Here is a 13,989-nt window from a genome sequence, read left to right as displayed (position 1 = left end):
TTTTAGATGGGCCGCCAAGGTTGACTTTTTTGTTCTTTTTGGCTTTGTCATGAAAGAGGAATGAACAACTTACCTAAAAAACTAGACATGAGATTTAGCAAGTGTACTTCTTAATAAGTTTGAATAAGTACGTCCGTTGGAATATTTAATCTGTCATGCAATTGACGAATCATTTCAAGAGACAATTTTCTTTTTTTATTAAGTATTTCGCTTGCTCGACTTTTTAATCCAACAATATTGGCCAAATCAGTTTGATTGTAACCCATTTGTTCCATTCGGAATTTAATTGCTTCAATTGGATCTGGCAATCCGATAGGGAAATGCTCACTCTCATATTGGTCAACCAAAATTCCAAGCACTTCAAGTTCGTCGCCTTCTGGCGAACCTTTTTTTGCATCAAAAATTAGTTCAAGTCTTTCGAGAGCTTGATTATAATCTTTATCGGTTTTTATAGGCTTAATTTCCATAGCTTTTTAAATTTCGTTTGCATTTATCTTGTCATATTCTGCATGCGTTCCAATAAATCGTATCCAAACCATTTGGTAATCATAATTTAACTTTACAATCAATCTGTAATTGTTTCCTTTAATATTAAAAACAATTCTGTTATCACTTAAAATACTTGCGCTTGGATATTCCTTCTTAATTTGATTTGGATTTTTCCATTCAGCATTATTCGCTTCCTGGAACCAAGATTTCAATTGTTGTTCACAACCGGAATGTGTCTCCCAAAAATCCCGTAGTATTTTTTTCGCAATTACTCTCAACCTTTAATTTTTTGACGAAGATAATAAAAAGTTCCCAATACGGGAAATAAAATAGATATTTATTTTTTCAGTGTAGCTTTTGACATAATCGCTAACAGGTAATAGGCCTGATAAATGCCGTCCTTTGTCTGCTAATATATAAAAAAATGACTATAAATCGTGAATATATAATTTGAAATAATCCCATAAAAAAGCGCTCCATTCAGGGAACGCTTTGTATGCTTATGATAATTATTGGGAGGAAATCTATTTCTTATCCTTCCGTTTTTTGTCTCTCGTTTTTAGCATATTCCTGTTTACGGAACCGTGCGTTTTCTTCTTGGTTTTAGATGGGCCACCAAGGTTGACTTTTTTGTTCTTTTTGGCTTTGTCATGAAAAGCGCCGTCACCATCCAGCTTCGGTTTTTTCATCAAGAATTTAATGGGCTGCTTGTCTTTTTCCGGGCCAATTAATTTGATGGAAATTTCTACTTCCTCAGGGAAAGGTTCGATGGCCAATTCTCTATTCATTAGCACTTCGGCTTCCATTTTGAACTCTTCTTCCCTTGGCGTAAAGAAACTGATGGCGGTTCCGGTGGCATCGGCACGACCGGTTCTACCAATACGGTGCATGTACAGCTCAGGATATTCCGGAATTTCAAAATTGATGACATGCGTAATGTCTGAAATGTCCAAACCTCTCGCCATAATATCCGTGGTGATAATCCCGCGCAGGTTGCCTTCCTGAAACGAAGCCATAGTGCTCAATCGGTAATTCTGTGATTTATTAGAGTGGATCACGCCAAATTGCCCTTCAAAATCTTCGTCGATACTTTCATGAAGCATGTCGGATATTTTCTTGTTGTTCACAAAAATCAAGACACGACTCATGTCTTCATTTTTGGATAGCAAATGTTTTAACAGGTTTATTTTGGTGTTGAAATTCGGAACTTCGTAAGTGATTTGTTTGATGTTTTCTAGTGGTGTTCCTGATGCCGCCAAACTCACTTCTTCGGGAAAATCGAAAAAGTCATTCAAAACCGCATCTACTTCGTCGGTCATCGTTGCCGAAAACAAGATGTTTTGTCTTTTCGGACGCATCATGGCGAGAATAGCCGTTAGTTGTACTCGGAAACCTAAATTTAGCATTTCGTCAAATTCGTCGATGACTAATTTTGAGGTTTCATCAAAGCGAATCACATTGTCCAGAGCCAAATCCATGGTTCTTCCAGGAGTTCCCACCAGAATATCGATGCCTTGATAAACCGCCGTTTTTTGGGTATTGATGTTTACTCCACCATAAATCCCTAAAGTTCGAACCGACATGTGTTTCGTCAATTTCTCGACTTCTTCCACCACCTGAACGACCAGTTCACGAGTCGGAACTAGAATCACAATTTTAGGCGTATGCGTGGGTGAAAATTTGTACAACTTCAACAATGGCAAGAGGTAGGCAAATGTTTTCCCTGTTCCGGTTTGTGCAATTCCCATCATATCACGACCCGACATAATCACGGCGAATGATTTTTCCTGAATAGGGGTAGGCGTGGTAAATCCTAAATCGTCTATGGCTTTTTGTACGGATTTGGGAAGATTGAATTGCTCGAAAGTGCTCATTTGCTATAATTTTGTGCAAAGATAGGTTATTTCAAACTAATGAAAGTGAGATGATGAGATTCGAAAGAATGTAGTGTTTAGGACTTCTTAAAAACGTTCTTATTTTTAATAATGTCAGTCTAAAAATCCAAACAATCTAATTGTCTAAATCAAAACCCCTCAAAAACCCCCAATCCAAATAAAGCAAAATCATATTTTACGGGATCATTTGGGTCCAGTTTTCGGAGTTTCAAGTCCAATTCCGTCAAGGCTTTTCCGTCGTTTTGCTTTCGGGTGAGCAAACCCAGTTTCCGGGCCACGTTACCGGAATGCACGTCAAGCGGACAAGATAAACTCGAAGGTGAAATACTTTTCCAAATCCCTAAATCGACTCCTTTATTGTCTTGGCGGCAAAACCAACGGAGCATCATGTTGATTCGTTTCGCCGCCGAATTATTCAAAGGATCGGAAATGTGTTTTTGGGTTCGGTACTGATGCGGAATTTCAAAAAACACCTTCTTGAATTCGGAAATGCTTTTTTGCATCGAACCCGGTTCTTGATGTTTCGAGAAAATGACTTCCAGCCCATCATGGTTTTTATAAATGTGCTGCAACCCTTTGATGAACGTTGCAAAATCACCACCGTTGAAAGTCCGATGCACAAAGGTTTCCAATCGTTCCAAATCGTTTTCACTGTGGGACAGCACAAAATCGTAAGGTGCATTACCCATCAAATCCATCATTTTATGCGAATTCTTGATAATCATCTTGCGGTTTCCCCAAGCAATGGTTGCACTAAGAAATCCTGCAATTTCAATATCTTCTTTCTGCGAAAACAAATGCGGAATTTGCACAGGATCGCTTTCAATAAAATTGGGGTTATTGTACAGTTCCACTTTTTCGTCGAGGAAGGATTTGAGTTCGGAAAAATTCATTTGTTTGGGTTTATTCTACAGAGGCTGTCTAATTTTCAGGATTTACAGCCATGTTTTTAATGCCACGGCATCAATAGCACTATGGGAGACATCATAAACCGATTTCCCGGATTTAATCAACAACAACTGTGGCGATTGATGTACTACTTCAAATCGATGTGCAATTTCATTTGAAATGTCGCGACGTGCAATCAAATCCAGAAAATAAGCATTCACTTCATTTGCCGAATCAAATTCGTTTTCAAACTGTTTCAGCGCCATTCGGCTCACGCTGCAACGCGTGCTGTGCTTGAAAATGATTATTGGTTTTTCATCGGAAAACGTCACGATTTCATTTAGTTGATCCAAATCGGTCAATGGAATCCAAGTGATCTTCCCTGTTGAAATGTTTTGATTTTCCGATTCTCCGAAAATAGTTGAAAATATACCCATTATGTTTTTTTTAAGTCATTTTGTCGTAACTTTAACTGTGGAATAACAATTGATGATTACGTAGCAAAGTTAGCTATTTAACCTTTAATATTAATCTTCAAATCCTAGAATCATGAATCTAAATAAGTTTACCATTAAATCGCAGGAAGCGATCCAAACCTCACAGCAATTGGCTCAGGGCTTCGGGCAACAGCAAATAGAAAACGAACATATTTTCAAGGCTATTTTTGAAGTCGATGAAAATGTGACTCCGTTTTTGCTCAAAAAATTAAATGTCAATGTGACCTTGCTGGAGCAAATATTGGACAGCACCATTCAGAGTTTTCCTAAAGTTTCTGGCGGGGAGATTATGCTTTCCAGAACCGCAAACACCACGCTCAACGAGGCCGAAATCATCGCTAAAAAGATGAATGATGAATTCGTATCCGTGGAGCATCTCATCTTGGCTATTTTTGGTTCCAAAAGCAAAATTGCCCAAATATTAAAAGACCAAGGCGTTACCGAAAAAGGATTAAAGGCTGCCATCGACGAATTGAGAAAAGGAGAAAGAGTGACCTCTGCTTCTGCGGAAGAGACCTATAATGCATTAAATAAATATGCCAAAAACCTAAACGAATTAGCTCGTTCCGGAAAACTGGATCCCGTAATTGGTCGCGATGAAGAAATTCGTAGGGTTTTGCAAATCCTGACCCGTCGAACCAAAAATAACCCTATGCTTGTAGGTGAACCCGGAGTGGGGAAAACGGCCATTGCCGAAGGCTTGGCACACCGAATCGTAGACGGCGACGTGCCCGAAAACCTAAAAGACAAAATCGTTTTTTCGCTCGATATGGGTGCCTTGATTGCTGGAGCAAAATACAAAGGGGAGTTTGAAGAACGCCTAAAATCAGTCGTGAAGGAAGTGACTTCTGCCGAAGGCGATATAGTTCTTTTTATTGACGAAATTCACACTTTAGTTGGTGCTGGAGGTGGTGAAGGAGCCATGGATGCGGCAAATATCTTGAAGCCAGCTTTGGCTCGTGGCGAGTTGCGTGCCATTGGGGCAACCACATTAGATGAATATCAAAAATACTTCGAGAAAGACAAAGCGCTCGAACGTCGTTTCCAAAAAATCATGGTGGAAGAACCGGATACGGAAAGCGCGATTTCTATTTTGCGCGGAATCAAAGAAAAATATGAAACCCATCATAAAGTTCAAATCAAGGACGATGCCATTATTGCCGCCGTAGAATTGTCACAACGCTACATCACCAACCGTTTTCTTCCGGATAAAGCCATCGATTTAATGGACGAAGCGGCATCGAAATTGCGCATGGAAATCAATTCCAAACCCGAAGAATTGGATGTTTTGGATCGGAAAATCATGCAATTGGAAATCGAAATCGAAGCCATAAAAAGAGAAAAAGACGAAAGCAAACTCAAAGTCTTAGGATTGGATTTGGCAAACCTCAAAGAAGACCGAAATGAGATTTATGCCAAATGGAAATCCGAGAAAGACGTAGTCGATAACATTCAAACGGTGAAAACCGAAATCGAGGATTTTAAATATGAAGCCGAACGCGCCGAACGGGAAGGCGATTACGGAAAAGTAGCCGAAATCCGTTACGGAAAAATCAAGGAAGCCCAAGAACGATTGGACGTTCTGCTGAAACAATTGCAGGAAAACCAACTAGGAACTTCTTTGATAAAAGAAGAAGTCACTCGTGAAGATATTGCCGAAGTGGTTGCCAAATGGACTGGAATTCCGGTCATGAAAATGCTTCAGGGCGAAAGAGAAAAACTCCTGAAACTGGAAGACGAGTTGCACAAACGGGTTGTGGGGCAGGAAGAAGCCATAGAGGCCGTGAGCGATGCCGTTCGCAGAAGCCGTGCCGGATTGCAGGACATGAAAAAACCGGTAGGAACCTTCCTTTTTCTTGGAACCACAGGAGTCGGTAAAACAGAGTTGGCGAAAGCATTGGCCGAATACCTTTTCGACGATGAAAATGCCATGACACGTATCGATATGAGCGAATACCAAGAACGCCACAGCGTAAGCCGATTAGTTGGTGCGCCTCCAGGATATGTAGGATATGATGAAGGAGGACAATTGACCGAAGCGGTGCGCAGAAAACCCTATTCTGTCATATTATTGGATGAGATCGAAAAAGCGCATCCCGACACATTTAACATCCTGTTACAAGTCTTGGACGAAGGACGATTGACAGATAACAAGGGACGTTTGGCCGATTTCAAAAACACCATTATCATCATGACTTCCAACATGGGAAGCCAGATTATTCAGGAGAAATTCGAAAATTTAAAAGGAAGTGTTGAAGCCGCAACCGAATTGGCCAAAGTGGAGGTTCTTGGATTATTGAAACAAACCGTGCGTCCGGAATTCATCAATCGTATTGACGAAATCGTGATGTTTGCGCCATTGACCAATGCCAATATCGCCCAAATCGTGGGCTTACAGCTGAAAAGTGTCACTAAAATGCTTGCCCAACAAGGCATTACCATGGATGCAACACCGGAAGCCATTGCCTATTTATCCGAAAAAGGATACGACCCGCAATTTGGCGCCAGACCCGTGAAAAGAGTGATTCAAAGGGATGTTCTCAATGAATTGTCTAAAGAAATTCTATCCGGAAAAATAGCTATTGATAGCATTGTTTTAATTGATGCATTTGACGGAAAATTAGTTTTTAGAAATCAAAGCGAATTGGTGCATTAATCTAAACTTGTCAATTCGAGTGTTTTTTGTGTATCGCTATTTCAGGACAAGACATTCTAATTTTATAAAATCACTAGTCGAAAGATTGGTGATTTTTTGTTTTGGGAGCACAACTCTCCGGTTTTTCATCAGCAGTTGTCCCGCTGTCATTCCAATCTTTTTGTCTCGTTAAAGAAACGAGACAAAAAGGATTTCCCTTCCATCGGGGCTAGTCCAGAAATTTTAGTTTTCATGACAAATGATGCATTATGTAATGGAATCAAATTTACTGCATTAAAAGAAATCACCGGCATCGCATTGTGTTTCTAATCTTTGTACCTTTGCGCCTTAGAATCTCAGAACCATATCGAAAATGATTGAAATAGGAAAATATAATACACTCACCATATTACGCGATACTAAAGTAGGTTTGTTTTTAGGAAATCCAGCAAGTGACCCCGAAGGAATACACGATATCCTTTTGCCTAACAAATACGTTCCCAATGAATTTGAAATAGGCGAGGAGCTTATTGTTTTTGTGTATTTAGATCACGAAGAACGCCCCGTTGCCACCACCTTGGAACCGTATATTTTGTTGAATGAATTTTCGCTTTTGCGCGTGAATTACGTCAACCAAATAGGTGCTTTCATGGATTGGGGAATGGAGAAAGACATTCTCGTTCCCTTTAAAGAGCAGGCGAGGCCAATGGAAAAAGGCAAACGCTATTTGGTGTATTTGTACATGGATGAAAAAACCAATCGGTTAGTGGCATCCAGCAAAACCAATCAGTTCCTGAATAACGATAACCTCACCGTAGAAAAAGGGGAAGAAGTAGATTTGATTGTTTCTCATATTACAGAAATCGGAATCAACGTTATCATTAACGAAAAACACAAAGGCTTACTGTATAAAGATGAGGTTTATGATGATGGAATTCGCACAGGCGATCGCATGCGTGGCTATATCAAAACGATTCGTCCCGACAATAAAATAGATGTTTCCCTGCAAATTCAGGGGTATTTGAATATCGAGCCCAATGCTCAAATAATCTTGGACGAACTTAGAGCCAGCCGTGGTTTCCTGCGTCTAAACGACAACAGCCATCCCGAAGACATCAAAACGGTCTTGAAAATGAGCAAGAAAACCTTCAAAAAGGCAATCGGTTCCCTTTACAAAGACCAATTGATTGAGATTAAAGACGACGGTATTTACTTGGTAAAAGAATAAAAATGAGAATTTTAAAACCTTTTTTAAGAAATTAAAAAAGGGGAAATAATATATCCGATAATTCATGTAGTGCGCTATATAAATTATTGGATATATTTATTTGTACCATGTGTGAAATATTAGTTTTTGTAGATTTCCCCTAAAAAAATCGATGTTATTTTGGGATTTTCCGAAAAAATGGATTTTGGAGAATGGAATTATTAACTTCATAGAGAAGCTATTTTTAGGGCTTCTTTTTTTTAACTCTTTTTACGAGGCAATAATGATTAAAAAATAGATATTCTAAAATTTTAGCTTTATTTTCGTGAATAAATAAAAAAATTACATATTTTTTTAGAATAATAATAATTATGTTAATTAATTTGGCTATGTTTAGCATCTAAACAAAAACATAAAACTATGAAAACAAACAAATTTCTATTGATTTAAATGATCGGAGTATCAATCATGGTAACTTCATGTAGCAAGGATGAAGCCACACCTGCGGTAACACCAGCTGCAACAACTAATTTGTCATATAAAATAGACGGTGTAGCCATTAGTTGTAAAGACGGCAAAGCCACTGAGACCAGTGGGTTATTTTCAATTTCTGCACATGATGCAACTCAACCAACTATGACAGGGATTATTATCAGTCTTCAAGTTGCAGGCTTAAAAGTGGGTACATTTAAAGTTGCTAAAAATGCTTTTACAGACCCTGGGTATTCTAATGCCTATTATTTAGACAACTTTATTACTGATGGTGAATTTAAAACGAATAATGATCGATTAGTTACTGCTGATGAAGTTGTCATTACAAAATATGACAATGTTGCGAAAACAATTTCTGGCACTTTTAAATTTACTGCCATTGGTAAAGTCGCTTCTACTCAAAAGGTATTCACTGAGGGCGTTTTTACAGACATTAAATGGTAGTAAATAAATCAATTAATTTGTAAAAATTAAGAGGTTGTTTCAGGATTAAAATGAAAGAAGAGAGAATCTCTTAAACGAAAATTTCCCTCGAAAGAACACGAAAAATAGGCTGTCTCAACTTTTGAGACAGCCTATTTTTTTGATTTTTTGAACTAGAAAACAGGGATTTCAATTTTCGGAAACAAGCATATTATGTATGTCATGGTATAATGGATATTTTTAAAGGTATTTGTTTTGAGTATTTTATAGATTTTTGTTTGTAAATTTGCAACCGCGAAAGGGATAGTAGTGAAAATCCCACGTTTTTGGGCGTGGATTGTAGCGTATAGCCCGACCCGAAGTTGCGAGGCACGAAGCAATTTGAAGGGATTCGCCCAAAAAAATGAATTATGACTGATAGAAAAAAAGTTGCTTTTTACACCCTCGGTTGCAAACTGAATTTTTCGGAAACCTCGACTATTGCCAGAAGTTTTCAGGACGAAGGTTTCGATCGTGTCGATTTTGAGGAAGTGGCCGATATGTATGTGATTAACACCTGCTCAGTAACGGAAAATGCGGACAAGCAATTCAAGCAAGTGGTGCGTAAAGCAATGAAGTTGAACGACAAGGCTTTTATTGCGGCAGTGGGCTGTTATGCCCAATTGAAACCGGAAGAATTGGCCAATGTGGATGGCGTGGATTTGGTTTTAGGTGCTACCGAAAAATTCAAAATTACCGATTACATCAATGATTTGTCGAAAAATGATTTTGGCGAAGTGCATTCCTGCGAAATTTCGGAAGCCGATTTTTATGTGGGAAGTTATTCTATTGGAGACCGAACCCGAGCTTTTTTGAAAGTGCAGGACGGTTGCGATTACAAATGTACCTATTGCACCATTCCGCTGGCTCGTGGAATTTCCAGAAGCGATGCTCTGGAAAACGTGTTGAAAAACGCCTATGAAATTTCAAAACAAGACATCAAAGAGATTGTTTTGACTGGCGTAAACATTGGCGATTACGGAAAAGGGGAATTCGGAAACAAGAAACACGAACATACTTTTCTGGAATTGGTTCAGGAGTTGGATAAGGTAGAAGGCATCGAAAGATTGCGAATTTCATCCATCGAACCCAATCTATTGAAAAACGAAACCATAGAATTTGTTTCTCAAAGCAGGACTTTTGTGCCGCATTTTCATATCCCGTTGCAATCCGGAAGTAATGACATTTTGAAATTGATGAAACGCCGTTACCAAAGAGAGGTCTATACCGAAAGGGTAAACAAAATACGGGAAGTGATGCCTCACGCCTGTATTGGCGTGGACGTGATTGTTGGATTCCCTGGAGAAACGGATGAACATTTCTTAGAGACTTATCATTTTCTGAATGAAATGGATATTTCGTATCTGCATGTTTTTACCTATTCCGAACGGGATAATACGGAGGCGGCTGACATGGAAGGGATTGTTCCTTCTAATGTTCGTGCTAAAAGAAGTAAAATGTTACGCGGATTGTCCGTTAAAAAACGTCGCGCTTTTTATGAAAGTCAGTTGGGGAGCAACAGGACGGTGCTGTTTGAAAGCGAAAATAAAGAAGGGTATATTCACGGTTTTACCGAAAATTATGTAAAAGTGAAAACCCCTTGGAATCCGGAATTGGTAAATACTTTACACGAAATCAATCTTACTAAAATGGATGACGACGGAAGTGTGAGAATGGATTTTTTGAATGTTGAGGTTTAAGCATAAAAAAAACGACTTGAAACACAAGTCGTTTTTTTTTTGGGTATAGATGTTATATTTTTATTCCCGGAGGTAATAAATCTCTATAAGTAGTGTTTTTTCTGAAGAACAGCGCAATTTTAGGAAGAATGGGAACTACTTTTAACTTGCGTTCGTAGGCAATCGCCATAATGTTTTTTAGTAACTCATTGATGAATTCTTCATCAGCAAAAGTATCGGGAACGTTTATTTTTGTCAGGAAAATTTTCTTCTCTTGAAAAGAATATTCTACAGAAATCAATCCTTCATCTATTGTAGTTTCAAATTGTCTTGCAAAAGTATTGTCTTTAATTTCCATCGTAATTGCTGCATCCATAATTAATTGGGTTTCATTGGCACTTCTACCAAAAGTATTTTATATTTTTGTTTTACGAAATGTAAGTTTTTTAAAATCAATGGTTTACATTGTGTATCATTTTTTTAAGTTTGATTATTAACCTCAATTTCGCTCTCAATCAAGAAAAAGATAAACCTCATTTTTTGGAATGTTTATTTGGTAAGTGATTGATTTCCCGATTTCGAAAATCCCTAAATTAAAAAATGTTTGTTTGTACGCCCAGAGCGCGTTTCCTTCATTTTTATCTGCAGGGGAAACAACGTGTACAAAGGTATTGATTTGGCTTTCAATATCAAATGATTTTTGGTCATATCTTGGAATAACATTTTCTTTTTGGGAAAAACCCGCAGTTGGAGTGTTTTCGCAACCTCGGTCATGCTTGGGTTCATTTCAGAATGTTGAATTCCGATTCCAGCACTCATAGCCTAGATTTATTTAAATGAGCTACTGTCTTCATTTTTCATGCTGTTTTAAACCGCCTTCAAGAATGGTTATGATTTCCAAATTTTCTTGCTGATGGAATAAAAGCCCATTTCTGCTGAGATGGTGTCATCGTTTAAAACTGGAAGCATCCCAAATTGTACTTTTTGTGGATTGAAATAAATCCTGAGGGAGAAAGAAAATTAGACTTTAGCCAGTCAAAATCAACTTTGCCTCTTTCTTGAGTCGGGTATATTTTGAGTAGTCACAATTTATTTATAATTTAAAATGAAAATGGAAACTTTTCAAATCTAAAAAAGTAATTTTATACAAATTTCGTGATAAATCGCTTGCGTTGCTTCTATTATGTGGTAAAACAAAAAAGATGAGTAAAATTCCAGTTTATTTTATGCCGGGGTTGGCGGCCAGTACCAGTATTTTTGAGAGAATTTCATTGCCGCAGGAAACCTTTGAAGTTCATCTTTTAGAATGGGAGATCCCTTTAGGTAGTGAGACTTTAACAGCATATGCCAAACGGATTGCAGAAAAAATAACACATAAAAATCCGGTTTTAATAGGAGTTTCCTTTGGCGGAATCTTAGTGCAGGAGATGGCTAAGAACATTGATGTGAAAATAGTAATCATTATTTCGAGTGTCAAAAGCAATTTAGAGTTTCCGTTAAGAATGAAAATTGCAAAAAAAACCAAGGCATATAAATTAATACCATTGGATTTGCTTTTGAATATAGAAAGTCTGGCTAAGTTTTCTTTTGGAGACAAAGTCAATCAAAGACTCAAATTATATGAAAAGTTTCTTTCGGTAAGAGATAAAAGGTATTTGGATTGGGCAATTGAGCAAGTAATTTTGTGGGACAGAACTGTAATTGATGAGCGTGTGATTCACATTCATGGTGATGTCGACGATGTTTTTCCTATTAAAAATATTAAAAAGTGCATAGTAGTAAAAGGAGGGACGCACATTATGATTCTGAATAAATTTAAATGGTTGAATGAAAATTTGCCTAAAATAATTTTAGAGGAATACCAATAGAATGGTTTGGTTTTTGTAGGTTTACCATAATAACATAATAGCAAAAGAAAATGAACAGGATAAAAAAAATAAGCACAATTGCTTCGATAGTTTTGGCGAGCGGATTATTAATCTATGCAACGTCGACGGAGACCAAAAATAAAATCACACACGAAGGCTCAGCACAATATTTTCCGACAAGTATAGATTTTGCTGGTGAACAGACACCATTGCAGATTTCAGATGTTAGGGAACGTCTGGATAAAGAATTGTTAATTAATGCAAACTTGGATGCGACCACGTTGTTGATTATGAAAAGAGCCAACCGTGCCTTCCCTGTCATCGAACCCATATTGAAAAAGTACAATATTCCTGACGATTTTAAATATTTGGCAGTTATAGAAAGTAATTTGACAAACGCAGTTTCACCTGCTGGTGCCAGAGGGGTTTGGCAGTTTATGCCTGATACTGCCCGACAAATAGGCATGGAAGTCAATGATGTGGTTGATGAACGTTACAGTTTAGAAAAATCGACCGAGGCAGCATGTAAATATTTATTGGATGCAAAGGCTAAATTTGGTTCTTGGACCTTGGCAGCAGCATCTTATAATGCAGGGATGAATGGCGTAAACAAGCAAATTGAAATGCAAAAAGTATCCACGTATTATGATTTGATGCTTAATGAAGAAACATCAAGATACGTTTTCAGGATCTTGGCACTCAAAGAAATAATGAAAAGTCCTGATAAATATGGTTTTACGGTAAATGCAGATGAATTGTATGTCAATTTGCCGACAAGAAAATTGGACATTGACAGTTCCATTACCGACTTAGCCACTTTTGCGAAAAGCCAAGGGATTAATTATAAGATTTTGAAGATTCACAATCCTTGGTTGAGAGATAAAAAATTAGTAAATGTTTCAGGTAAAAAATATCAAATTGACATTCCTTTGAACGGATATTAATTTTTGAAATTGCATAAAAAAACCATCACAATTTAATAATTGTGATGGTTTTTATTTTGATAGAAATCATACTACATTTTCTTCATTTGCTCTTTCATCATTGTAATTTGCTCTTTCAGCATGTTCTGTTTGTCTAATTTTCTAGCTTCATTCAGTAAATTAGTGGCTTCAAGTTTTCTTCTTCTGGTCATAGCCACACCAGCTAAATTTAATTTGCAGACTGCCAAATCCATATCCATGGTTAGTCCCAGTTCAATGGCTTTTTTGAAATATTTCTCCGCCTGAATCAAATTCGTTTGCGAAAGCATAATACCGTGCAGATAATTAAAATAACCTTGTTGCTTTCTCACTAAGGCCTTTTCTGGATTTTTGATATGAGCAAGCCATTTTTGAGCACCAGGGAAATCCTGTTTTCTCAATTTAAGGAAGGCCAACAGGATAAATTCGTTTTTATAATACAAAAAAACAGGGATAGCAGACAATAATATCAGGAAAATTCCATTGCCAATATTACCTTCCGTCATTTGCCAAATGCCAGTAACTATAATAAGTCCAGCGAGTATCAATTTAATATTTCTGTGAAACATAGGGTATGTATTTATGAGTGTGCAAATATAGTAAAAGGATTTTAAAATATTTTTATAAAACCGCTTGCCAGAAAAAAAAGACTTTGTATATTTGCACTCGGTTTTAGAAACGCACTATCTAAAACAATTACAGCAAATAAACAAAGATTTTTAAAGATACAAAGCAATGAGCAAAAGAACGTTTCAACCATCGAAAAGAAAAAGAAGAAATAAGCACGGATTTATGGACAGAATGGCTTCTGCTAATGGAAGAAAAGTCCTAGCTCGTCGTAGAGCTAAAGGAAGACACAAATTGACTGTTTCTTGCGAACCAAGACACAAAAAATAATGTTTTTATAAACATAAA

General features: G+C 37.4%; 14 protein-coding genes. 7 read left to right on the top strand and 7 right to left on the bottom strand.

Going from position 1 to position 13,989, the window contains the following annotated elements:
- Positions 1–110: 110 nt before the first annotated feature.
- From DB895_RS07270 to ytxJ, 5 genes are all read right to left on the bottom strand, one after another.
- Positions 111–467 carry a helix-turn-helix domain-containing protein gene (locus DB895_RS07270; protein ID WP_116724699.1) on the bottom strand — a complete coding sequence of 119 codons (357 nt, stop codon included), beginning with the start codon at positions 465–467 and terminating at the stop codon, positions 111–113.
- 6 nt (positions 468–473) lie between these two features.
- The gene (locus DB895_RS07265) at positions 474–767 is read right to left on the bottom strand and encodes a type II toxin-antitoxin system HigB family toxin (protein ID WP_116724698.1); all 294 of its coding nucleotides are present in this window, start codon (positions 765–767) and stop codon (positions 474–476) included.
- A 246-nt stretch (positions 768–1,013) separates the two neighbouring features.
- A complete protein-coding gene (locus DB895_RS07260) occupies positions 1,014–2,363 on the bottom strand; it encodes a DEAD/DEAH box helicase (protein WP_116724697.1) in 1,350 nt (449 codons plus the stop codon).
- A 149-nt stretch (positions 2,364–2,512) separates the two neighbouring features.
- Positions 2,513–3,277, bottom strand: coding sequence for a TIGR02757 family protein (locus DB895_RS07255; RefSeq protein WP_116724696.1), 765 nt, complete (start codon positions 3,275–3,277; stop codon positions 2,513–2,515).
- Positions 3,278–3,319: 42 nt separating this feature from the next.
- Positions 3,320–3,709 carry a bacillithiol system redox-active protein YtxJ gene (gene ytxJ / locus DB895_RS07250; protein ID WP_116724695.1) on the bottom strand — a complete coding sequence of 130 codons (390 nt, stop codon included), beginning with the start codon at positions 3,707–3,709 and terminating at the stop codon, positions 3,320–3,322.
- 112 nt (positions 3,710–3,821) lie between these two features.
- Here ytxJ and clpB point away from each other — a divergent pair, with 112 nt between their 5' ends.
- The 4 genes from clpB to mtaB all read left to right on the top strand — a co-directional run bounded on the left by clpB (position 3,822) and on the right by mtaB (position 10,265).
- Positions 3,822–6,425: an ATP-dependent chaperone ClpB gene (gene clpB, locus DB895_RS07245; protein WP_116724694.1), complete on the top strand. Its 2,604-nt coding sequence runs from the start codon at positions 3,822–3,824 to the stop codon at positions 6,423–6,425.
- Between the two features lie 352 nt (positions 6,426–6,777).
- Positions 6,778–7,632 carry a CvfB family protein gene (locus tag DB895_RS07240; RefSeq protein WP_116724693.1) on the top strand — a complete coding sequence of 285 codons (855 nt, stop codon included), beginning with the start codon at positions 6,778–6,780 and terminating at the stop codon, positions 7,630–7,632.
- A 429-nt stretch (positions 7,633–8,061) separates the two neighbouring features.
- Positions 8,062–8,547: a DUF6252 family protein gene (locus tag DB895_RS07235; protein WP_133242655.1), complete on the top strand. Its 486-nt coding sequence runs from the start codon at positions 8,062–8,064 to the stop codon at positions 8,545–8,547.
- 389 nt (positions 8,548–8,936) lie between these two features.
- The gene (gene mtaB, locus DB895_RS07230) at positions 8,937–10,265 is read left to right on the top strand and encodes a tRNA (N(6)-L-threonylcarbamoyladenosine(37)-C(2))-methylthiotransferase MtaB (RefSeq protein ID WP_116724691.1); all 1,329 of its coding nucleotides are present in this window, start codon (positions 8,937–8,939) and stop codon (positions 10,263–10,265) included.
- A 52-nt stretch (positions 10,266–10,317) separates the two neighbouring features.
- Here the strand turns inward: mtaB and DB895_RS07225 are convergent, their stop codons facing one another.
- Entirely contained in the window at positions 10,318–10,602 is a 285-nt protein-coding gene (locus tag DB895_RS07225) for a GNAT family N-acetyltransferase (protein WP_116724761.1), read from the bottom strand.
- Between the two features lie 844 nt (positions 10,603–11,446).
- Between DB895_RS07225 and DB895_RS07215 the strand changes: the two genes are divergently transcribed.
- Both DB895_RS07215 and DB895_RS07210 read left to right on the top strand, forming a co-directional pair.
- A complete protein-coding gene (locus tag DB895_RS07215; RefSeq protein WP_116724689.1) occupies positions 11,447–12,112 on the top strand; it encodes an alpha/beta hydrolase in 666 nt (221 codons plus the stop codon).
- 50 nt (positions 12,113–12,162) lie between these two features.
- A complete protein-coding gene (locus DB895_RS07210; RefSeq protein ID WP_116724688.1) occupies positions 12,163–13,056 on the top strand; it encodes a lytic transglycosylase domain-containing protein in 894 nt (297 codons plus the stop codon).
- Positions 13,057–13,127: 71 nt separating this feature from the next.
- Here the strand turns inward: DB895_RS07210 and DB895_RS07205 are convergent, their stop codons facing one another.
- Positions 13,128–13,643: a DUF2892 domain-containing protein gene (locus DB895_RS07205; protein WP_116724687.1), complete on the bottom strand. Its 516-nt coding sequence runs from the start codon at positions 13,641–13,643 to the stop codon at positions 13,128–13,130.
- Between the two features lie 166 nt (positions 13,644–13,809).
- Between DB895_RS07205 and rpmH the strand changes: the two genes are divergently transcribed.
- Positions 13,810–13,971, top strand: coding sequence for a 50S ribosomal protein L34 (gene rpmH / locus DB895_RS07200; RefSeq protein ID WP_007136275.1), 162 nt, complete (start codon positions 13,810–13,812; stop codon positions 13,969–13,971).
- The last annotated feature ends 18 nt before the right edge of the window (positions 13,972–13,989 follow it).

It is taken from the genome of Flavobacterium psychrotolerans, assembly GCF_003097635.1.
Taxonomy (GTDB): Bacteria; Bacteroidota; Bacteroidia; order Flavobacteriales; family Flavobacteriaceae; genus Flavobacterium; species Flavobacterium psychrotolerans.
This window is presented reverse-complemented; position numbering and strand designations above follow the sequence as displayed.